Origin of the sequence: Halomonas sp. DP5N14-9 (assembly GCF_019802175.1) — a bacterium.
Classification (GTDB): Bacteria; Pseudomonadota; Gammaproteobacteria; order Pseudomonadales; family Halomonadaceae; genus Halomonas; species Halomonas litopenaei.
In genome coordinates, this window is record NZ_JAHVHR010000024.1 from 16624 (window position 1) to 38066 (window position 21443).

20 protein-coding genes are annotated in these 21443 nt (G+C 65.6%); 13 read left to right on the forward strand and 7 right to left on the reverse strand.

What is annotated here, in order from left to right; genetic code table 11:
* Window positions 1–18: 18 nt before the first annotated feature.
* The 4 genes from KUW00_RS13055 to KUW00_RS13070 all read right to left on the reverse strand — a co-directional run bounded on the left by KUW00_RS13055 (window position 19) and on the right by KUW00_RS13070 (window position 4473).
* Complete coding sequence (locus tag KUW00_RS13055; RefSeq protein WP_045993337.1) at window positions 19–549, reverse strand: chromate transporter; 531 nt, start codon at window positions 547–549, stop codon at window positions 19–21.
* Window positions 549–1115, reverse strand: coding sequence for a chromate transporter (locus tag KUW00_RS13060; protein ID WP_222569256.1), 567 nt, complete (start codon window positions 1113–1115; stop codon window positions 549–551). Before KUW00_RS13060 ends, KUW00_RS13055 begins: the two co-directional genes overlap by 1 nt.
* Window positions 1116–1118: 3 nt before the next feature.
* Window positions 1119–2780, reverse strand: a complete 1662-nt coding sequence (locus KUW00_RS13065) for a gamma-glutamyltransferase family protein (protein ID WP_261392161.1) — start codon at window positions 2778–2780, stop codon at window positions 1119–1121.
* A gap of 238 nt (window positions 2781–3018) precedes the next feature.
* Window positions 3019–4473, reverse strand: coding sequence for a Na+/H+ antiporter NhaC family protein (locus KUW00_RS13070; protein WP_222569257.1), 1455 nt, complete (start codon window positions 4471–4473; stop codon window positions 3019–3021).
* Window positions 4474–4730: 257 nt separating this feature from the next.
* On the opposite strand from KUW00_RS13070, the gene KUW00_RS13075 reads away from it, so the two are divergent.
* Window positions 4731–5408: a GntR family transcriptional regulator gene (locus KUW00_RS13075; RefSeq protein ID WP_045993333.1), complete on the forward strand. Its 678-nt coding sequence runs from the start codon at window positions 4731–4733 to the stop codon at window positions 5406–5408.
* Between the two features lie 146 nt (window positions 5409–5554).
* Here the strand turns inward: KUW00_RS13075 and KUW00_RS13080 are convergent, their stop codons facing one another.
* The gene (locus KUW00_RS13080) at window positions 5555–6247 is read right to left on the reverse strand and encodes a GntR family transcriptional regulator (RefSeq protein ID WP_222569258.1); all 693 of its coding nucleotides are present in this window, start codon (window positions 6245–6247) and stop codon (window positions 5555–5557) included.
* 107 nt (window positions 6248–6354) lie between these two features.
* Window positions 6355–8109, reverse strand: a complete 1755-nt coding sequence (locus KUW00_RS13085; RefSeq protein WP_222569259.1) for an IlvD/Edd family dehydratase — start codon at window positions 8107–8109, stop codon at window positions 6355–6357.
* Window positions 8110–8440: 331 nt separating this feature from the next.
* Between KUW00_RS13085 and KUW00_RS13090 the strand changes: the two genes are divergently transcribed.
* The 7 genes from KUW00_RS13090 (at window position 8441) to KUW00_RS13120 (ending at window position 16040) form a co-directional block, all read left to right on the forward strand.
* Window positions 8441–9412, forward strand: coding sequence for a tripartite tricarboxylate transporter substrate binding protein (locus KUW00_RS13090; RefSeq protein WP_045993331.1), 972 nt, complete (start codon window positions 8441–8443; stop codon window positions 9410–9412).
* Between the two features lie 57 nt (window positions 9413–9469).
* A complete protein-coding gene (locus KUW00_RS13095; protein ID WP_222569260.1) occupies window positions 9470–9979 on the forward strand; it encodes a tripartite tricarboxylate transporter TctB family protein in 510 nt (169 codons plus the stop codon).
* Window positions 9980–10058: 79 nt separating this feature from the next.
* A complete protein-coding gene (locus KUW00_RS13100; protein WP_045993329.1) occupies window positions 10059–11567 on the forward strand; it encodes a tripartite tricarboxylate transporter permease in 1509 nt (502 codons plus the stop codon).
* A 101-nt stretch (window positions 11568–11668) separates the two neighbouring features.
* Window positions 11669–12790 (forward strand): mandelate racemase/muconate lactonizing enzyme family protein, encoded by a 1122-nt coding sequence (locus KUW00_RS13105; protein WP_045993328.1) that lies wholly within the window; start codon window positions 11669–11671, stop codon window positions 12788–12790.
* Window positions 12791–12848: 58 nt separating this feature from the next.
* A complete protein-coding gene (locus KUW00_RS13110; RefSeq protein ID WP_222569261.1) occupies window positions 12849–13790 on the forward strand; it encodes a dihydrodipicolinate synthase family protein in 942 nt (313 codons plus the stop codon).
* The gene (locus KUW00_RS13115; RefSeq protein WP_222569262.1) at window positions 13783–14805 is read left to right on the forward strand and encodes a 2-hydroxyacid dehydrogenase; all 1023 of its coding nucleotides are present in this window, start codon (window positions 13783–13785) and stop codon (window positions 14803–14805) included. Before KUW00_RS13110 ends, KUW00_RS13115 begins: the two co-directional genes overlap by 8 nt.
* On the forward strand, window positions 14802–16040 hold the full coding sequence (locus tag KUW00_RS13120; RefSeq protein ID WP_222569263.1) for an alpha-hydroxy acid oxidase: 1239 nt from the start codon (window positions 14802–14804) through the stop codon (window positions 16038–16040). The genes KUW00_RS13115 and KUW00_RS13120 overlap by 4 nt, the downstream gene beginning before the upstream one ends.
* A gap of 21 nt (window positions 16041–16061) precedes the next feature.
* Here the strand turns inward: KUW00_RS13120 and KUW00_RS13125 are convergent, their stop codons facing one another.
* Window positions 16062–16493: an STAS/SEC14 domain-containing protein gene (locus tag KUW00_RS13125; protein WP_045993324.1), complete on the reverse strand. Its 432-nt coding sequence runs from the start codon at window positions 16491–16493 to the stop codon at window positions 16062–16064.
* 281 nt (window positions 16494–16774) lie between these two features.
* Between KUW00_RS13125 and KUW00_RS13130 the strand changes: the two genes are divergently transcribed.
* The 5 genes from KUW00_RS13130 to KUW00_RS13150 all read left to right on the forward strand — a co-directional run bounded on the left by KUW00_RS13130 (window position 16775) and on the right by KUW00_RS13150 (window position 21438).
* A complete protein-coding gene (locus KUW00_RS13130) occupies window positions 16775–17305 on the forward strand; it encodes a hypothetical protein (protein WP_222569264.1) in 531 nt (176 codons plus the stop codon).
* Between the two features lie 338 nt (window positions 17306–17643).
* Window positions 17644–18135 carry a VOC family protein gene (locus tag KUW00_RS13135; RefSeq protein WP_222569265.1) on the forward strand — a complete coding sequence of 164 codons (492 nt, stop codon included), beginning with the start codon at window positions 17644–17646 and terminating at the stop codon, window positions 18133–18135.
* A 172-nt stretch (window positions 18136–18307) separates the two neighbouring features.
* Window positions 18308–19981 carry a carbon starvation protein A gene (locus KUW00_RS13140; protein ID WP_222569266.1) on the forward strand — a complete coding sequence of 558 codons (1674 nt, stop codon included), beginning with the start codon at window positions 18308–18310 and terminating at the stop codon, window positions 19979–19981.
* Between the two features lie 17 nt (window positions 19982–19998).
* On the forward strand, window positions 19999–20265 hold the full coding sequence (locus tag KUW00_RS13145; protein ID WP_045993347.1) for a cory-CC-star protein: 267 nt from the start codon (window positions 19999–20001) through the stop codon (window positions 20263–20265).
* 165 nt (window positions 20266–20430) lie between these two features.
* On the forward strand, window positions 20431–21438 hold the full coding sequence (locus KUW00_RS13150) for an ArsA family ATPase (RefSeq protein ID WP_124804298.1): 1008 nt from the start codon (window positions 20431–20433) through the stop codon (window positions 21436–21438).
* The last annotated feature ends 5 nt before the right edge of the window (window positions 21439–21443 follow it).

Below are 21443 nucleotides of genomic sequence, written 5' to 3' on the forward strand. Positions count from 1 at the left end.
GTGGTGTCGTGTCGTCTCTCAGCCCAGCAGCAGGGCGCCGTAGCCCAGCCCGAAGCACACCACCAGGGCCGGGTGTACGCGGGTCTTGAGCAGCAGCAGTGCTGCCACAGCGGCGATGATCAGGGTGTGCACCAGGCCCGAGGTCGCCATGCCCTCCTTGAGGAAGCTGACGGTCAGGTAGGCCATCAGCACCATGACGACAGGACGGACCCACTGACTCATGGACTTGACCTTGATCGAGTCACGGTAGCGATAGAGGGTGCCCAGGGCCGCCAGCATCAGCAGCAGCGAGGGTCCGACGGTGGCCAGTACCGCCACCATGGCACCGCCGGCGCCGGCTACTTCATAGCCGATGTAGCCGGCCATCTTGGTGGCGATGGGGCTCGGCAGGGCATTGCCCAGCGCCAGCGTCTCGGCGAAGCCCTGATGGGTCATCCAGCCGTAGGTGCCGACCACCTCGTTCTCGATCAGCGGAATGATCGCGGGCCCACCGCCGTAGCCGACGATATTGGGGATGAAAAAGGCCAGAAACAGCTGCCAGTAGATCATCACAAGCGACCTCCTTCAGGGGCGTTGCGGGGCTTCTCGGGCCTGAGCAGGGCGGCGATCAGGATGGCGCCGATGATCAGCCCAGGGTGTACGCCAAGACCATAGATCAGGCCACCGGCGGCCACTCCCATGACCAGGGTGGCGACCACGCCGAGCCCGGCCCGGGACTTCTGGAAGAAATCGAAGGTCAACTGGGCCATCATCACCATCACCACCGGCACCACGCCCAGCCCCATGCCCTGCACCCAGCGTTGGTCGCCGTAGCGACTGTAAAGGCCGAGCAGCGCGATCATGGCGAAGATTACCGGCACGATCACCGCCACCACCGCATTGATGGCGCCGAACACCCCGCCGACCCGATAGCCGATGTAGCCGGCCATCTTGGTGGCGATGGGCCCCGGCAGGGTATTGCCGATGGCCAGGACATCGGCGAAGGCGTCGTCGTCCATCCAGGCGTGGCGCTTGACCACCTCCTGGTGGACCAGCGGAATCATCGACGGACCGCCGCCGAAGCCGAAGATGCCGATGCGAAAGAAGGCGGCAAATAGCGAAGCTTGTACGCTCATGGGTCAGAGCACCGCGATGGTGGCGTCGGTGCGGGGCTCGGTGCCGCCACAGTAGATGCCGGTCTCGGGGTCACGCAGGATCACCTGGCCACGGCCGTAGCTGCGGCTGTCGGTATCCACCTGCATGCGATGACCACGGGCCGCCATGGCACGTACCAGCGGTGCCGGATAGCCGTGCTCGATACCGATGGTGCGACCGCCCATCCACTGCCAGCGCGGTGCGTCCAGCGCCGACTGGGGGTTGAGGCCGAAGTCGACCAGGTTCATCACCACCTGGACGTGGCCCTGGGGCTGCATGAAACCGCCCATCACGCCAAAGGGCCCCAGCGCCTTGCCATTTCGGGTCAGGAAGCCCGGGATGATGGTGTGGAAGGTCTTCTTGCCGGGCTTGAGCACGTTGTCGTGGCTCTCGTCGAGGCTGAAGTCGTGACCGCGGTTCTGCAAGGCGATGCCGGTTCCCGGCACCACGATGCCGGAGCCGAAGCCGTGATAGTTGCTCTGGATGAAGGACACCATGTTGCCGTCCGCATCAGCAGTGGCCAGATAGACGGTGCCGCCGGCCCTGGGCTTGCCCGGCTGCGGGTCGATGGCCGTTTCCTGGATCAGCTCGCGACGGGCCTCGGTGTAGGCGTCGGACAACAGCTCCTCGACCGAGTAGGTCATGGCCTCTGGCTCGCTGATGTGGGTCTTGCCGTCGGTGTAGGCGAGCTTCATGGCCTCGAGCTGACGATGCAGCAGTTCCGGGTCGTCACGATGGGACGCCGGATAGCCATCGAGCAGGCGCAGCGCCATCAGCGCCACCAGGCCCTGGCCATTGGGCGGGATCTCCCAGACGTCGACGTCTCGGTAGCGGGCCGAGATCGGGGTGACCCACTCAGGCTGATAGGCCGCCAGGTCGTCCTTGCGCAGATAGCCGCCGGTGCGACGCGAGAAGGCGTCGATGGCCTCGGCCAGCTCGCCGCGGTAGAAGCTCTCCGCCTGACTCTCGGCGATGGCCTCCAGGGTCCTGGCCTGGTCTTCGTTGCGAAACCACTCACCGGCGTCGGGAGCGCGGCCATCGAAGGTAAAGGTGTCGAACCAGGGCTGGGTGGCTTCGCCTTCGAGGTGCTTGTGGAAGGTCGCGGTGTCGCGCTGCCACAGGCTGGCGATGACCGGTGACACCGGAAAACCGTCGCGGGCCAGGCGAATGGCGGGTTCGAGCAGGGTCTTGAAGTCCAGCTTGCCGAAGCGGCGCGACAGTTCGGCCCAGGCGGATGGCGTACCGGGCACCGTCACCGGGGTCCAGCCGTAGAGCGGGACCTTGTCGTGGCCGGCCTCGACCAGCGCTTCCCGGTTCAGCGCCTGGGGCGCCACGCCGCTGGCGTTGAGCCCGTGCAGCTCGCCGTTGCCCTGATCATCGTTGGCGATCCACACCAGCGCGAAGGCATCGCCGCCGATGCCGCAGCCGGTGGGCTCGACCACCGTCAGCGCGGCTGCGGTGGCGATGGCGGCGTCCACCGCGTTGCCGCCGCGGGCAAGCATATCGCGGCCGATCTGCGCGGCCTGGGGCTGGGACGCCGCCACCATGCCATCGCGAGAATAGGTCGGGCTGCGCCGGGACGGGTAGGGCGTGGCATCGGGGTAGGGAGTGGACAGGGAGCTGGGGTTCGCGCGCTGGGAAGACATGGCGTCTCTCTTCAAGGTGGCTGACTCGAGGTCGCTGATCCAAGCTGGATCGGGTCAATCGTTATTGGTGTTAAAAATCGATTTTATGACCCGACTATGCCGCGCCCTCGAAAGGCCGTCAATCCCCTGAAGAGCGATCCAACGGTTCGGGGCCCGGCAAGGCGGGCCCCGAGAATGATGGCGGGTTTGATGTTCATCGTGGCCGCGATCCAGCGGCGGCGCAGGCCCTGGCGGAATATCAGGCCCCGGAGGCGGAGCCGGCCGGCTGGCGCTCGTCGCTGCCATGACCCAGGGTCAGGCCGGTGAGTACATAGAGCAACGAGAAGGCGATGGCGCCGTAGCAGAGAATGGCGTAGACGAAGAAGTCGGCGGTGGCGACCCCTAGGGTGGCGGCGGTGAAGGCGCCGGTGACGCCCCAGGGCACCAGCGGCGACAGGGTCGTGCCGGTGTCCTCGAGGATACGTGACAGGTTCTTGGTCGGGCTGCCACTGCTGGCGACCAGTGGGCGCAGCAGCGGGCCAAGCAGCGAGAAGGTCACGTAGTAGCTGCCGGTCAGCAGAAAGGCCAGGCTATGCAGCGCCATGGAGCCACCGAGCACCTGGCGCCGGCCGGCGTGGCGTCGGGCCAGGTAGGCGATGGCGGCGTCCAGGGTGCCGGCACTCTTGAACGGGGCCCCCAACACGGCGGCGGCGATCAGCACCGCCACGGTGGACATCATGCCCTGCAGGCCACCCCGGGACAGCATCTTGTCGACCATGGCGACCCCGGTATCGGCGACGAAGCCTGCGTTCATGGCGGAACCGATCTCGGAAAGGCTCGCGCCCTGGAGCACCACCGAGATCAGCGCCGCGCTGACGATGCCGAGCATGAAGGCGGGCAGCACCGGCTTCTTGGCCAGGATGCAGCCGAACACCACCAGGGGCGGCAACAGGGTCAGCAGATTGTCGCTGAAGGTGGCGGCCAGGGTGTCGATGATCGTCTGGGTCTGGGTCGACATGCCGTCACCGGCGAGGGTCGCACCGGAGGTGGCGACGTCGCTGCCGAGCCAGGCGTAGACCGCCAGGGCGATCAGGTAGGCCGGCAGGGTCGAATACAGCATATGGCGGATGTGGGTGATGATATTGACCTCGCATACCGCCGAGGCCATCACCGTGGTATCCGACAGCGGCGACAGCTTGTCGCCGAAGAAGGTGCCGGTGACGATGGCGCCGGCGGCGTAGGCCGGGGGGATGCCGAGTCCCAGCGCGACCCCCATCAGCGCCACGCCGATGGTGCTGAGGGTGCCCCAGGAGGTCCCGGCCATGACCGACATCAGCGAGCATGACAGGCAGGCCACGACCAGAAAGAGCCCTGGCGTCAGCGACTCGAGGCCCAGGGTGACCATGGCAGGAATGGTTCCGGAAAGCATCCATACCCCCACCATCATGCCAACGCTCATCAGGATCAGAATGGGTACCAGCATGGCCTGGATGCCCTTGAGCAGATCACTTTCCAGACGGGACCAGGCGATACCCCAGGCAAGGCATAGCGTCATGGCGATGGCGCCGGCAACGATCAGCGCCACCGCGGTGGGAATGCCAAGACCCATGATGCCGACAAGCAGGCTGCCGATGGCGGCGATGAGCAGAATCAGATGGCGAAGGCCAGACAGCGAGACAGCGGGCGCTGTCGAAGGGGAAGCGTCTTGGGACATGGGCGTGTTCCGATGCTGTTGTTGTGGTGAAGGGGACAGGCTCCGCCCTGTTGGGTCAGGGTTTTCTGTGTCGGGGCATTCTGTGCCAGGGCCTGTTTTGTCAGAGATATCGACCCTTGTGGAAGAAATATCTCGATCGTTGTAAGAAATATCGTCTACTGTATTTAATATCGATATTTTGGAAAAACTATGGCCCAGCGCTTGGCGAACGTCAATTGCCGACGTACTCTGCAAGCCTGTTATTTGCGAGTGTTGTCATGATCAATTCCCAACCAGCCGAGGTGGCGGCGAGCGGCGAAACGGCGGCGAGCCAGGTGTTCAGTGCGCTGAAGCAGGACCTGATCCGTGGGCGTTTCGCGGCGGGGGAGAAGCTCGCCATCAGCGCGCTGAAAGAGCGCTACGAGGTGGGGCTGAGCCCGCTGCGGGAGGCGCTCAACCGGTTGGCCGCCTACGGCCTGCTGGAGCAGCACAATCAGCGCGGCTTCCGGGTGCCGCCGCTGTCGGCGGAAGAACTCGAGGATATCTCTCGGCTACGTATGCAGCTGGAGTGCATGGCGCTGACCCAGGCCTTCCAGGAGGGTGACGCCGAGTGGGAGTCGCAGTTGCTGGCCGCCAGCCATCGTCTGTCGCGGGCCAACAAGGCCCAGGGCGAGATCGAACAGTGGGAGCAGGCCCACCAGCGTTTTCACCGCACCCTGTTGGCGCCCTGTGGTTCGCACTGGCTGTTACGCTTCATCGAGCAGTTGCACGATCAGTTCGATCGCTATCGCCGGCTGGCCCCGGGCAACCCGGAGATTCGTGACCGCCTCGATGCCCAGCACGGCGAGCTGGTCGAGCTGGCGCTGGACCGGCGTATCCACGATGCCCGCTACCTTCTCGAAGATCATATCCGTCAGTCCTGGGAGGTCGCCAAGGGCGCCTGCGAGCAAGGCTGACATCTTGCTGACGGTCTGGCCTGTCGGCTGCTGGAAGACGCGCTGGAAGATGCGCTGGAGGACGCGCTTGAAGAGGCTAGTGGCGCGTCAGTTCCCGGAGGTCGCCAGGGGCGCCTTCAAGGGATGCCTGCGACGGATGTCAGCGCCTAGCGATTGGAAGGATGCAGCTCGAGGTAGCGATTCTTGGAGGGCAGCAGGTGCTGCCGGCATAGCTCGCGCAGCGCGTGGCGGTCCTGTTGGCGGATCGCCTCGATCATCGCCTGATGCTCGTGGCGCGCCCGGGACAGGCTGTGGCTGTCGGCGATGGCGATAAAACGAATGCCGTGGGCCTTCTGGGCGAACTCGTTGATGGTTTCGTAGAGGTAGGGATTGCCGGTCGCCGCGAACAGGGTGCGGTGAAAGGCGATATTGAGATGGAATACCCGTCGCAGATCATGGGCGTCCACGGCAGTGCTGTAGCGCTGATGGATGTGCTCGAGCTCGCTCAGCCACTGCTCCGGCGCCGGTAGTGGCAGGGCATCGACACCGGCGAGTTCGAGGATCTCACGCATGGCATAGAGCTGCTCGACTTCTTCGGGCGTGTAGGCCTTGACGAAGGCGCCGCGGTTCCTGATGCGTTCGACCAGGCCGATGCTCTCGAGCTGGAACAGCGCCTGACGCACCACGTGGCGCTTGCAGTCGAAGCGCTCGATCAGGTCCTCCTCGACCAGCCGCTCCCTGGGGTGCAGACGCCCCAGCACGATGTCCTCCTCGACACTGCCGACGATGTCCTCCGCCACGCTGGTGGCGCTGGGACGACGGGTGCTGTTGGAAGGGTCCTGCACGCTGACCTGGCTCATCTCGCATCCTCTGCGATCACGATGGTGAAGCGGCGACGAGACGGTCCCGTCGCCGACTCCAGTCTATCAATAGCGCTCATCGCCTTCATCGGCTCGAATGACTTTCCTCACTCCTGGGTCGGCACGCGACAGTGGGACTCGGGGCGGCACACCTTGAAGTCACAGCCCTGGTCGGCCTGCAGGATCTGCTCCATGAACAGCCGACGATAGCCGAGCATCGGTGGCTGCTCACGCGGCGGGGGCGTGGTCTGCTGGCGGCGGCTCTCCAGGGTCTGCTCGTCCACTTCCAGCGAGATACGGTTGGCAGAAACGTCGAGTTCGATGATGTCGCCGTCGCGCACCAGGCCCAGCGTTCCTCCTTCGGCTGCCTCCGGCGATACGTGCAGCACGATGGTGCCGGCGGCGGTGCCGCTCATGCGTCCGTCCGAGATGCGCACCATGTCCTTGACGCCCTGGGTGGCGAGCTTCTTCGGGATCGGAATGTATCCGGCCTCGGGCATGCCCGGGGCGCCCTTGGGGCCGATGTTGGCCAGCACCAGGACGTCGTCGGCGTTGACGTCCAGGTCCGGATCGTCGATGCGCGTCGCCAGATCCTCCAGCGAATGAAAGACCACCGCCCGTCCGCGATGCTGCATCAGCTCCGCAGACGCCGCCGACTGCTTGATGATGGCGCCGGCCGGCGCCAGGTTGCCGCGCAGCACGGCGATACCGCCTTGTGCGTAGACAGGACGGGAGCGTGGGCGCACCACCGGCTGCTCGACCAGATGCACCGCCGCGTCGATGTTCTCGCCCAGGGTGCGACCATTGATCGTCATGGTGTCCAGGTGCAGCAGCGGCTTCAGCTCTCGCAGCAGCGTCGGCAGGCCGCCGGCGCGATGCAGATCCTCCATGTAGCCCTCGCCGGAGGGCTTGAGGTCGACCAGCACCGGCGTCTCGCGGCTCATGCGATCGAAGGCGTCCAGGTCGATGTTGATGCCCAGCCGACCGGCGATGGCGGTCAGGTGGATCAGACCGTTGGTCGAGCCACCCAGTGACAGCAGCACCCGCAGGGCATTTTCGATGGCCTTGGGGGTCAGGATCTGAGAGGGCGTGATCCCGTCACGGGCCAGCCGTACCGCCTCGGTCCCGGACTGCTCGGCGATGCGCTGGCGGTCGGCGTAGACCGCCGGCGCGGTGGCGCTGTTGGGCAGCATGATGCCCAGGGTCTCGGCCAGGCAGGCCATGGTGCTGGCGGTGCCCATCACCGAACAGGTACCCACGGTAGGCACCAGCTTGTCGTTGACCTCGCTGATCTCGGCGTCGTCGATGTCCTGGCCGCGGTAGGCCGCCCAGTAGCGACGGCAGTCGGTACAGGCGCCGACCCGGGTGCCGCGATGGGAGCCCGACAGCATGGGCCCGGTGACCAGCTGGACGGTGGGTATATCGGCGCTGGCCGCCGCCATCAGCTGGGCCGGCACCGTCTTGTCACAGCCGCCGATCACCACCACCGCATCCATCGGCTGGGCACGGATCATCTCCTCGGTGTCCAGCGCCATCAGGTTTCTCAGGTACATGCTGGTGGGGTGGGCGAAGGACTCATGCAGCGTGATGGTGGGGAACTCCACCGGCAGCCCGCCGGCCAGCATCACCCCTCGCTTCACGCTCTCGACCAGCCCCGGCACGTTGCCGTGACAGGCGTTGTAGCCGCTGTAGGTATTGGCGATGCCGATTACCGGCCGTGACAGCGCATCGTCGGTATAGCCCATGCCCTTGATGAACGCCTTGCGCAGAAACAGCGAAAAGTCGGCGTCACCGTAGTTGGTCAGGCGGTTGGACATGCCCCGGGTGGCGTTGTTGTGGTTGTTGTCTGAGTCCTGGCTCATCGATCGGTCCTCGTATCTTTATCGCTGGCGCCGAACAGCCCCTTCGCAGGAGGGCGTTGCGTCGTGGTTCGCTAGCTAGGTTAGGACGAGAAAAGATGGTTAACAAGATTATTGACAATTTTATTGGCGACCGTCTACGTTGAATCTGGCAGTCACGACGTGCCCGGCGCCTTCGCCCCGACTCAGCGCCCCAAGACAGCGCCCCAGCGTCCTGAGACAGGGCCCAGCGCTCGGAGACAGCGCCTGAGCAGGTGCGCGATGACCGCGCCCGTCGCACGTACCAGTGCAAGACAACGATAAAGACAACGACAACCGCACAAGAGGTGCAGCCATGAAACATCGTGGAGCTTACGCCGCCATCCTTCTGTCGACCCTGCTTCTGCCCGGCGCCGCCATGGCGGAGTACTCCGCCGGCGACGAGATCAAGGTGCTGCAGGGATTCAAGGCCGGCGGGGGCAGTGACGCCCTGGCCCAGCTGACCCAGCCGTTCCTGCGCGAGTCGCTGGGAGTGGACTTCGTCAACGAGTACCTGCCGGGGGCTACCGGTGCCATCGCCTGGACTCGCCTGGCCAAGCAGACCGAGGCCGACGGCACCACCATCAGCATCACCAATACGCCGATGCTGATGACCAACTACATCATGAACGACACCATCACCTACTCGGTGGACGAGCTGACCCCGATCGCCAATGTGGTGACCGACCCGGGCATTATCGTGGTACCGGCGGAGAGCCCCTACGAGACGGTGGAGGAGTTCCTGGCCGCCGCCGAAGAGAATCCGGGCACCATCACCGTGGGCAACTCCGGCGTGGGCGGTGACGACTTCTTCTCCACCATCCTGATCGAGCAGGCCTCGGGGATCAGCTTCCAGAAGGTGCCGTTCCAGGGTGACGGACCTTCGGCCACCGCCGCCATGGGCGGGCAGATCGACGCCAGCTTCAACAACCTGGGCAACGTCTACGGACACATTCAGTCCGGCAGCCTGAGGCCGCTGGCGGTGTTTGCCCGCGAGCGCCTGTCGATGCTGCCCGACGTGCCGACCCTGAGCGAGAAGGGCATCGAGGTGGTGGCCGGTTCCTCACGCGGCTACAGCGCACCGGCCGGCATCCCCGATGAGGCACGCCAGCAGCTGATCGACGCCTTCGAGGCACTCAAGACCAACGAGGAGTTCAAGAAGGTCGCCGAGGAGCGGGCCATGAACCTCGATATCCAGACCGGCGACGACTATCGCCAGATGATCGAGGACATGGAAGGCCAGTTCGAGGAGATCTGGGCCAGCGTGAAGGACGAGATCAACGGTTGATCGGTGCGCTTGCCGACGGGCCTGGCCCGTCGGCAAGCGACCGAGGGAGTCATACTGATGAAACTCAGTCGCCTGCTGTTTGGTCTTTTCGCCCTGGGGGTGGCCACGCTGTTCGGGGTCACCTCGCTGGGCTATCCCGACGCCGCGGCGCGGATGCCGCTGATCTACGCGGTGGTGGTGGGGCTATTTGCCATCGCCATGATCGTGCAGGAGTTGACCGCGCATTCCCGCGCGCGGGCCCAGGCCTCGTCGAGCGCCGCGCCCACCCTCGAGGGCAGTCAGCTGGCCGAGGGGGAACTTGCCGAAGGCGATAGCGCGCCCGCGCCGCCCGCCAGGCCGCTCAAGGCGATGGCGGTGTTCGTGTTCGCCGCCGTCTACATCTACAGCATCTCCTGGCTCGGTTATGTGGTCGCCACGGCGGCCTTCATGGGCCTGTCGCTGTGGCTGGTGCGCCATGTGTCGCTGCGCTTCAGTCTGATCGGCATCGCCGGTCTGATCACCGTGGTCTGCCTGGTGTTCATCGGCTTTCTGGGCCTGCCCGTGCCGCTGTTGCCACCGCTGTTTTAAGTCCTGTCGTGCGCTTCGCCACACCGATCGGCTTCGCTGAGGTCGTCATTGCACCCGCGCGAACCTGGAGCCTGACCCTATGAACGACTCGCTTGTGATGGTGGGGCTGAGCAACGTGCTCACCTTCACCAATATCGCGCTGATCCTCGGCGGCACCCTGCTGGGGCTGTTCGTCGGCGCCATGCCGGGGCTGTCCGCCACCATGGCGCTGGCGTTGCTGTTGCCGCTGACCTTTACCATGGACCCGGCGACGGGGCTCAGCATGCTGGCCTCGCTGTACGTCGGCGCCTCCTACGGCGGCTCCATCGCCGCCATCCTGCTGCGGACCCCGGGCACGCCCTCGGCGGCGGCCACCGTGCTCGACGGCTTTCCGCTGTCCCAGCAGGGGCAGGCGGGCAAGGCGCTGGGGGTGTCGCTGTTCGCCTCCTTCTTTGGCGGCCTGATGAGCGGTATCGCCCTGCTGACCGCCGCACCGTTGCTGGGGGTGCTGGTGTTGAAGTTCGGCCCGGTGGAGCTGTTTGCCATCGCCGTGCTGGGCATCACCATCATCGGCTCGCTGTCCCAGGGCTCCATCGTCAGCGGGTTGCTGTCCGGCATCATGGGGCTGTTGCTCAGCACCGTGGGCATGGACCTGATCACCGGCACACCGCGCATGACCTTCGGCAACATCAACCTGTTTTCCGGCATCGAATTCACGGTGGCGCTGATCGGGCTGTTCTCGATTCCCCAGGCGTTGATCCTGATCGAAAACGCCCACGACAGCGACAAGGTGGCCAGCAAGATCACCGATCGGCTGGTGCCGCGGCTGAAAGAGCTGCGCACGCTGATGCCCAACATCCTGCGCTCCGGCGGCATCGGTATCGTTACCGGCCTGATCCCCGGCACCGGCGGCGACACCGCGAGCTGGTTTGCCTACAACGAGGCCAAGCGCTTTGCCAAGGACAAGAGCCGCTTCGGCAAGGGCGACATCGCCGGCGTCGCCGCCCCCGAGGCCGCCAACAACGCGGTGGTCGGCGGCGCGCTGATTCCGACCATCGCCCTCGGTATCCCCGGCAGCTCGTCCACCGCCATCCTGCTGGGGGCGCTGATGGTCCAGGGCATCCTGCCAGGCCCGAACCTGCTCACCGACTATGGCGATGTCACCTACACCCTGATCTGGGCGGTGATCTTCGCCAATGTCGGCCTGCTGGCGGTGGGGCTGATGTTCACCCGGCTGTGTGTCGGGGTGACCAAGGTGCCGGACAGCTTCGTCGCCTGCGCCATCATCACCCTGTGCGTGATCGGCGCCTTCGCCATCAACAACAGTCTGTTCGAGGTGGGGCTGATGCTCGGCTTCGGCCTGTTCGGCTACTGGATGAACAAGGCCGGCATCTCACCGGCGCCGATGGTCATCGGTCTGATCCTGGGGCCGGTGATGGAAACCAGCTTCCAGCAGTCGATGCTGATCGGCCAGAACAGCCCGATGATCTTCGTCGAAAGCCCCATCGCCATGGTGCTGCTCGGCATCGCGGTGCTGTCGATCCTCCAGGCCACGCCGGTCTTCCGCTGGCTGCGAAGCTCGTTGCGGCGCGGGGCACGCACCGGCTGATCGAGGCGACCACTCATCGCTTCAATAGCGGTGACAGCGCTTCATCAACGCCAGCAACCACGCTAGCGACAACCACAACAATGTCTTGAAAGGAGCCCACCATGACGCGTATCAGCGACGTCCGTGCCCGCACCATCAGTGTTCCGCTGGACCATCCCACCAGCTTCTCCAATCGCCAGGTGTTCAAGCGCGACTACGCCCTGGTGGAGGTCGAAGGCGACGACGGCGTGGTCGGGATCGGCTTCTGCTACGGCGGCAACAATGCCGGTCTGCTGGTATCACAGGCGGTTCGTGAGCTGCTGAGGCCAGTACTGCTGGGGGCCGACGCCCACGCCACCGAAGGCCTGTGGCAAGCCATGTATCAGGAGTCTCTGCTGCATGGTCGCTGCGGCTCGGTGATGCGGGCCATCAGCATTCTCGACACCGCCCTGTGGGATCGCAACGCCCGGGCGGCAGGGCTGCCTTTGTACAAGTACCTGGGGGCGAGTGACAGCGATAGCGTCCCGGCCTACGCCAGCGGCGGCTACTACCTCGACGGCAAGACGCCGGAGATGCTGGGCGAGGAAATGGCCGGCTACGTGGCGCAGGGCTTCAAGGCGGTGAAGCTGAAGGTGGGCCGCGAGGACCTGGCCGGGGAGGAGGCGCGACTGGCGGCGGTGCGCGAAGCAGTCGGCCCCCACGTGGCGGTGATGATGGATGCCAACAACGCCTGGCGCGACCTGCCATCTGCGCTCGAGTTCATGCGCATGGCCGAAGCGTACTCGCCGTTCTGGATCGAGGAGCCGTTCAGCCCCGACGACATCGACAACCACCGCCGTCTGGCCGAGCGTACCCCGGTGCCGGTCGCCACCGGCGAGATCGAGGCCGGACGCTGGCGCTTCAAGGAGCTGCTGGACAAGGAGGCGGCGATGATCCTGCAGACCGACGCCGCCGTGTGCGGCGGCATCACCGAGTTTCGCCGCATCACCGCCACGGCGGCGAGCTACGGGGTCGAGGTCTATCCCCACTGGTTCCACGACCTGCACGTGCACCTGGTGGCCTCGGCGCCCAACGCGCGCATGGTGGAGTTCTTCGCCGATGACCAGGTCCTCAACTTCCGCCGGCTGATCGACACCCAGCTTCAGTTCTCCGACGGCAACCTGCTGCTGCCGAGCGCCCCGGGCCTTGGCTTCAACTTCGACAGCGAGGCGCTGGAGCGCTACGCCAGCGAGCCCTGGTCGTGACCCGTCGTCATCGGCCGCTGGTCGGGCGGCGCTCCACCCCATTTAAGGAAATCGCATCATGACAGCCACCAACCTGGCCCATGCCGGCGACGCCTGGTCGCCGGTGATCACCCCCTTCACGTCGGATCTCGCCGTCGATACCGAACGCTTCATTGCCCACTGCCGCTGGCTCGATTCCCACGGGGTCGGACTCGCGGTGTTCGGCACCAACTCCGAGGCCAACTCGCTGACCCTTGGCGAGAAGCGCGAATTGCTCTCACAGCTGGGACAGGCGGGCATCGATCCCTCCCGGCTGATGCCGGGCACCGGCCACTGCGCCATCGACGATACGGTCGCGCTGACCCGCGACGCGGTAGACATGGGCGCGGCCGGAGTGCTGATGCTGCCGCCGTTCTACTACAAGGGCGTCAGCGACGAGGGCCTCTATCGCTACTATTCCGAGGTCATCGAGCGGGTAGGCGATGCGCGCCTGCGGCTGTATCTCTACCATATTCCGCCGGTGGCCCAGGTGCCGCTGTCGATCGAGCTGATCGCACGTATGCGCGAGGCCTTCCCCGAGATGGTCGCGGGGATCAAGGACAGCGGTGGCGACTTCGCCAACACCCAAGCACTGATCGACGCCTTCGGCGCCGACGGCTTTGCGGTGTACGCCGGCAGCGAGCGTTTTCTGCTGGATACGCTGCGCGGCGGGGGAGCGGGCTGCATCAGTGCCACCGCCAACGTCAATCCGGCGGCCATCGCCGGGCTCGCCGCTGACTGGCAGACAGCCGAGGCCGATGAACGCCAGGCAGGGTTGAACGCCATGCGCGATCTGTTCGAGCGCTATCCGCTGATACCGGCGATGAAGGCGGCTACCGCACATTTTTCGGGACAGGCGTCCTGGGCGACGCTACGCCCGCCCTTGATTGAACTGGCGTCAGGGCGCCGCCAGGAGCTGATCGCGGCGCTGGAAGAGCGAGACTTCGCCATGCCGGGACTCAAGGAGGAACAACATGGATAAAGCACCCGCTGCCCGCGATCGTGGTAAGGCGCCTCGTATCGTCGCCCTGAGGCGGCTGGGCGAGGAGGAACTCGCGGCCTTGAACGAGGTGGGCCAGGTGGACTATTTCGAGGATCTGAACGAGGGCAATCGCGAGGCCTTCGAGGCAGCGATGGCCAGCGCCCACGGTCTGATCGGCGGCAAGCTCGAACTCGATGAGGCGATGCTCGAGCGCTCGCCTCATCTCGAGGTGGTGTCGACCATCTCGGTCGGCTATGACCAACTGCCGCTCGAGGCGATGAATCGTCGGGGCATCCTGCTGTGCAATACCCCGGACGTGCTCACCGAGACCACCGCAGATACCGCCTTTGCCCTGATCATGGCGACCCAGCGGCGGCTGGTGGAGCTGTCCTGCATGGTGCGGGAAGGGCGCTGGACGTCTCATGTCGGGCCCGACCAGTTTGGTCACGACGTGCACGGCAAGACACTGGGTATCGTCGGCGCCGGGCGTATCGGCGCGGCGATCGCCAGGCGCGGCGCGCTGGGCTTCGGCATGTCGGTGCTGTACACCGCGCGGGCACCGAAGCCTGAGCTCGAGCAACACCTCGGCGCCGAACACTGCTCCCTGGACGAGCTGCTCGGGCGTGCCGACATCGTCTGTCTGGCGGTGCCCTACAGCGATGACACCCATCACCTGATCGACGCCGACGCCCTTGCCCGGATGAAGCCCTCCGCCGCGCTGATCAACATCGCCCGGGGCAAGGTCGTCGACGAGACGGCACTGATCGAGGTGCTGGAACAGGGCACCATCCGCGCCGCCGGGCTCGACGTCTTCACCCGGGAGCCGCTGGACGCCGACTCACCGCTCGCGCGCATGGACAACGTAGTGGTGCTGCCGCATATCGGTTCGGCCACCCACGAGACCCGTGCGGCCATGGCGCGGCGCGCGGTGGACAACCTGATCGGCGCGCTGGTCGGCGAAGGCCCGGTCAACGCCGTCAACCAGGCGTCCTGGCGAGCAGGGAGGGCATCATGAAGCGACGTCTCGAGCGCATCCTGAGTCTGGACGACTTCGAGCGGGCGGCGCGTCGCCACCTGCCGCGGCCCCTGTTCGGCTATGTCGCCAGCGTGGCCGAGGAGGGCGAGACGGCAAGGGCTGGTCGCGAGGCCTTCAATGAAGTGCACTGGCTGCCCCGGGCGCTGGTCAATGTGTCGTCGATTTCCACCGAGGTGGAGCTGCTGGGGCAGCGGTTTTCGCAGCCCTTCGGTATCGCCCCCATGGGCATCAGCGCGCTGACCGCCTACCGGGGCGACATGGTGCTGGCAGAACAGGCCCAGCGTGCCGAGATCCCGATGATCGTCAGCGCCTCCTCGTTGATACCCATGGAAGAACTCGCCGAGGCCACCGGTGCGGACTGGTTCCAGGCCTACCTGCCCGGCACCCTGGAGGGCATCGACGCCCTGCTTGAACGGGTCATCCAGGCCGGCTACAAGCGTCTGGTCATCACCGTCGACTACCCGGTGCCGCCCAACCCGGAAAACCATCGTCGCTCGGGCTTTTCGAGCCCCTTGAAGCCGAGCGCGCGGTTGGCCTGGGATGGACTGACTCGCCCTCGCTGGCTCACCGGCACCTTCCTGCGCACCCTGCTGCGTCATGGCGTTCCCCACTTCGAGAACAACGCGGCGACGCGAGGGGTGCCGGTGCTGGCGAAGCACGCCGCCCGCGACTTCGCCGGCCGGCGTCATCTTGACTGGTCGACCCTCGAGCACGTGCGCTCGCGCTTTCCCGGCCAGCTGGTGGTCAAGGGGATCCTGCATCCCGACGACGCACGCCGGGCCTGCCAGGCGGGCGCCGACGGTCTGATCGTGTCTAACCACGGCGGTCGCCAGCTCGACGCTACGGTGGCGCCTATGACCATGCTGCCCGAGGTGGTGAAGGCGGTGGAGGGCAAGGTTCCGGTGATGATCGATGGCGGCTTTCGCCGCGGCGGCCAGGTGCTCAAGGCGCTGGCGCTGGGGGCCGACTTCGTGTTCGTCGGCCGGCCCTTCAACTATGCGGCGAGCGTCGCCGGAGGGGCGGGGGTCGCCCACGCCATTCGTCTGATGAGCGAGGAGATCGAGCGCAACATGGCGCTGCTCGGGGTAACCGCCATCGACCAGCTCGGCCCCCACCTGCTGCGCCGCAGCGATGGTGGCACGGCGGGTGCCACGACAGCCGCCGATACGGGTGTCGGGGCAGCCGTCGAGACCGGCGACAAGGCATCCGACTGAGCCGCTCGCGCCGGGTGTGCGTCAGGCCCCGTGGTAGCCCTTTTGCTCGGGCTCTTCATCGGCGTCATCGGTGGCTGCTTCGGGCAGTTCGGCCACCCACTCCATGGCCGCGCTGTGCTCCTTGTGGGAGAAGGTGCGGATCTCGATCTTCCTGACCAGCTTGTCCTCGAGATGGGCGATGTGCTTGATCCACTCCTTGTCGGTGATCACCGCGGCGCGATGGTAGTGGTCAAGCTCGCCGATCTGGGTCAGGCCATAGCCCAGGTCACGTAGCAGCGCGGTCAGGGTCATCCATCGCAGGTTGTCGAGTTCCGCCACCAGGCTGACCTTGGGGCAGCGCTTCTTGGTCATTTCGATCAGATCGATGGCTTGCTGGAGTTCCTGGGCGGTCACGGTACCGCCGGCGCGGATGGCGACCACGTGTTCGGCCGGGTGGGGAATCTGCTCGAGCATCTTGAATCTCCTTGTCGGGGACGGCGGGACTCACGTCGCGATGCAGCGTGACGGGATTTTCTCAGCATAGTCGCTGTGGCATCCATGGCGGCCGATCTTCCGTGTTCGACGCCAACGCTTTGCCGTCCTTGCACTCGGTCGTAAGGCCTGACGTAACGATAGCGACAACGACAGGTAGGCCCCGACCTTGCTTCGAACGTAGCGATAGATACAGGTGTGAACACAGCAATGTCGGCGCCATGACCAGACCAGGCATCATCATGCAAAGGAGGGTGGCGAACATGCAAGCGGATGGAGAGAAAGGCCAGACGGTGGGGTGGGCGAGCTGGGCCCTGGCCTTCGGCCTGGTGGGGGCACTGGGCTGGGTCGCGCCGGCCCATTCACAGCAAGCCCAGGCAGCCGACACGTCCTCCGGTCAGGCAACCGTCATCGAGTTGACCCAGGTCGGCTGTCAGTTCCTGGAAAGCGAGAACGGCACCGATCACGGCATTCACCCGCAGAGCAAGGCTGACTGCGAGGCCTTCAACGACGACACCGGTGAGGCGCGGCTGGCAGAGGCCAGGGTGCTGAAAGTGCCCGCCGGAGACTATGTGTTCCGGGTCAAGAACGAGGGCGTGCCCTATGACCTGGGTTTCTGGCTGCGTGGCGACGGCCTGCTCAACCGCGCTCGGCTACCCAGCGTGTCCGGCGGTGGCCTCGGCACCGGCCAGGCCGGGGATTTCGCCGTCAGCCTGGAACCCGGTGAATACGTCTACTCCTGCCCGCTGAATCCGACCCTGGACTATAAGCTGGTTGTCGAAGGCCAAGGATAAAGCGGAAGGCTTGCGCGAAAAGTGCCGGTGCTCGCCGACCTTCCGAAGAAAGCGCGAGGCTTGTCTGAAAGGTGCCTGCGATTGTCGACGGCGGGTGCGAGGCGAGGCCAGGTCAATTCTAGCCAGGCTAGACTAGACCCCGGTCAGTGCGCGCGTGCCTCAGACCCACAGGATCGCGACACCTGACGATCGCCTACGCATCCGACGAAAAAGCTTAACCACCTTGATACCCGCTGTGTCGTTTCGACACGGCGGGTTTTTTGTATCTCCAGCATCAGAGTTTTCCCGTCTAGGCTCTCAGCAATAGCTGTCGTACGCCAAAGCGTCAGGAGGGCCAGATGGCAAAGGTCGAACCCCGCGCACCCAAGCCGCGTATCGGAATGATCACCCTCGGTGTTCACTCGCTCGAACGGGCCATCGACTTCTATCAACAGGGGCTTGGCTGGCCTCGCCTGGAAGACAGCGCCCCCAGGATCGCCTTCTTTTCGCTGCAGGGTACCTGGCTTGCCTTGTACGGCTGGCACGATCTGGCCGATGACCTGATGGTCAACGCCGGTGGCGAGGGCTTTCGCGGCGTGACCCTGGCCTACATGGCCGAGGACCCCGAAGAAGTGGACGCGGTGCTGCTCCAGGCCCGGCGAGCGGGCGGGAACCTGCTCAAGCCTGGGCAGAAGGCCTTCTGGGGCGGCTACTCCGGCTACTTTGCCGACCCTGACGGGCACCTCTGGGAGGTGGCCCACAATCCCTTCTTCTGGCCTGGGCCGGGCGAACCCCAGGCCAGGTCCAGCAGCGCCAGATCCAGCGGCGCCAGATCCAGCAACGATAATTGATCTCGGTCCACGTTCTGGCGGATATCCAGGATGCTGTTTTTCCAATAAAAACAAAGCTGTTAAGCAGGGGGTAGGACGTCGAGGAGAGCCTGGTGGCTACGGGTGCTGTGCTTTCAGGAAGGGACCCTCGACGCAAGGCCGTTACCAATAACCTGCCGCAAGGGAGTCGCTCATGAGTGCAGTCATCGTGTTGGTCCTGGGGTTGGCCGCCATGGCCCTCGGGTACTTCATCTACTCGAAGTTCATCGCCGAGAAGATCTTGAAGCTGTCCAGGGACTTCGTCACCCCCGCCCACGAGTTCGAAGATGGCGTCGACTTCGTGCCGACCAACCGCTACGTGCTGTGGGGCCACCACTTCACCTCGGTGGCCGGAGCGGCACCCATCGTCGGCCCGGCCATCGCGGTCATCTGGGGCTGGGTACCGGCCTTCTTGTGGGTCATCTTCGGCACCATCTTCTTCGCCGGGGTTCATGACGCCGGCGCGATCTGGGCCAGCGTGCGCAACAAGGCCAAGTCGGTGGGCGCGCTCACAGGGGAAGTGGTCGGCACCCGCGCCCGCAGCATCTTCATGATCGTGATCTTCCTGCTGCTGCTGATGGTCAACGCGGTCTTTGCCGTGGTCATCGCCGGCCTGATGATGAAGTTCCCCTCGGCGGTCATCCCGGTATGGGGCGCCATCCTGGTGGCGCTGGTCATCGGTCAGTTGATCTATCGCCGGATCATCGGCCTCGGCCTGGTATCGGTGATCGGTGTGGTGGCGCTCTACGCCCTGATCGGCATCGGACCGGCGGTGCCGATCCAGATGCCCACCGAGGTCGGCGTGCTGTCCGGTCAGGCGGTGTGGATCCACCTGCTGTTCGGCTATGCCGCCATCGCCTCGCTGCTGCTGGTGTGGATGCTGCTGCAGCCGCGCGACTACATCAACGGCCTGCAGCTGTTCATCGGTCTGATCATCCTCTATGGCGCCCTGGCGCTGTTGAACCCGGACATCGTGGCGCCTGGCTTCAACAGCGATGTACCCGAGGGCACGCCGTCGCTGTTCCCGCTGTTGTTCGTGACCATCGCCTGCGGTGCGATTTCGGGTTTCCATGGTCTGGTGTCTTCCGGCACCACCTCCAAGCAGCTGGATCGCGAGACCGACGTGCGCTTCGTCGGCTACTTCGGCGCGGTGGGCGAGGGCATGCTGGCGCTGGGGTCGATCCTGGCGGCCACCGCAGGCTTCGCCACCCTCGGCGACTGGCAGGCCATGTACGACGCCTTCGGCAAGGGTGGGGTCAACGCCTTCGTCGAGGGCGGTGCCTTCATCATCCACAACGGCATCGGCCTGCCCCAGGCCACCGCCGCGACCCTGCTCACGGTGATGGCGGCACTGTTCGCCGGCACCACCATGGATACCGGCCTGCGCCTGCAGCGCTACATCTTCCAGGAGTGGGGTGAGATCTACGACCAGCCGTGGATGAAGAAACCGGCGGTGGCGACCCTGCTGGCGGTGCTGTCGTGCCTGGTGCTGGCCTTCGGCGCCGGGGCAGACGGTTCCGGTGGCCTGATCATCTGGCCGCTGTTCGGCACCACCAACCAGCTGCTGGCCGGCCTGACCCTGCTGGTGGTCACGGTGATGCTGATGCGCAACCATCGCCCGGTCTATTACACCCTGATTCCCCTGGTGTTCCTGCTGATCGTCACGGTGCTGGCGCTGCTGGCCCAGCTCAAGAGCTTCTTCGTCGCAGGCAACTACTTCCTGCTGGCGCTCGATATCGTGGTGCTGATCGCCTCGGTGCTGGTGGCGATGGAGTGCGCCTCGGCGCTCAAGCGGCTGCGTCATGAAGTGCGCGGGGAGGCGCCGTGAGCGATCACGACGAGGGTCTGGCCAAGTGGCGTCGCTGGTTGTCGTCGGCGCGCCACTTCGCCGAGGAGTCCTACTCGGCGCCGTATCGCGGTGCCATCGCCCGCGCCCGGCGCGACGAGGACGACCTGTTCATGCTGCTGGTGTTCTCGGAGCTGATGGGCATGCCCAATCCGGTGGGCTACTACACCCTGGAGCTTCAGCCACTGTTGATGGAACGGTTCCATGACTGGCACCAGCGCATGGGCATGGAGCGCTCACCGCTGGATGACTTCCGCTGCTGCTGAACCGGCGGCGGAGGACCATCACGACACCCTCTAGCAACAATTGCCGGGACCGAGCGTGCGCTGGACAGGGGGTAACGCTGTACCGGGCTGACAAGGACAGGGCTGACAAGGGCAGGGCTGACAAGAGCTGGGCTGACAAGGGACCAGAATGGACAAGGGAAGACCATGAAGGAACTGCTGGATCGTCGCCGACTGTGGGTCGGCGGCAAGGGCGGCGTCGGCAAGACCTCGATGTCGGCGGCGCTGGGCGTGCTGGCGGCACGCCGAGGCAAGCGCGTGCTGGTGGCCTCCACAGACCCCGCCCATAGCCTGGGCGACGTCTTTGCCAGTGAACTCGGGGATACCCCGCGGCGGCTATTGCCCGGCCTGGACGCCATGGAGATCGATCCCGATCGCGAGGTCGAGGCGCATCTGGCGCGGGTAACCGCCCAGATGCGGCGCTATGCGGCGCCTGCCATGATGGATGAGCTGGAACGTCAGATGCGCCTGTCGCGGCAGTCGCCGGGGACCCAGGAGGCGGCGCTGCTGGAGCGGCTGTCGCGACTGATGACCGACGACAGCCTGCCCTACGATCTGGTGCTGTTCGACACCGCGCCCACCGGTCATACCCTGCGCTTGTTGAGCCTGCCCGAGGCCATGGCCGCCTGGACCGACGGCTTGCTCGCCCATAGCCGCAAGTCCGAGCATCTGGGCAAGGTGCTGGCCCATCTGACGCCTGGCTCTCGGCGCGACGTGGCCTCGCCGTTCGAGTCGGACGACGAGGCAGCGTCCCGGGATCAGGACCCGCGCACCCGGGATATCGCCGAGACCCTGCTGGCGCGACGGCGGCTGTTTCATCAGGCCCGCCGGCGCATCCAGGACGCAAGTCACAATGGCTTCCTATTCGTGCTGACGCCGGAGCGCCTGCCGATCCTCGAGACCGCCCGTGCCGTGGCGTCACTGGAAGAGGCGGGGATTCCCGTTGCCGCCACCCTGGTCAACCGCGTACTTCCGGTAGAGGCGGACGGCGACTTTCTTGCCGCCCGTCGCGTGCAGGAAGAGACCTACCTTGCGCGTATCGATACGACCTTCGCCCACCTGCCGCGTCCGCGGGTGCCCTGGCTCGCCACCGACGTCCAGGGTGTCCCGGCGCTGGAGACCCTGGCCGACTGCCTGGAGAACGCAGGTTTTTAGAACGC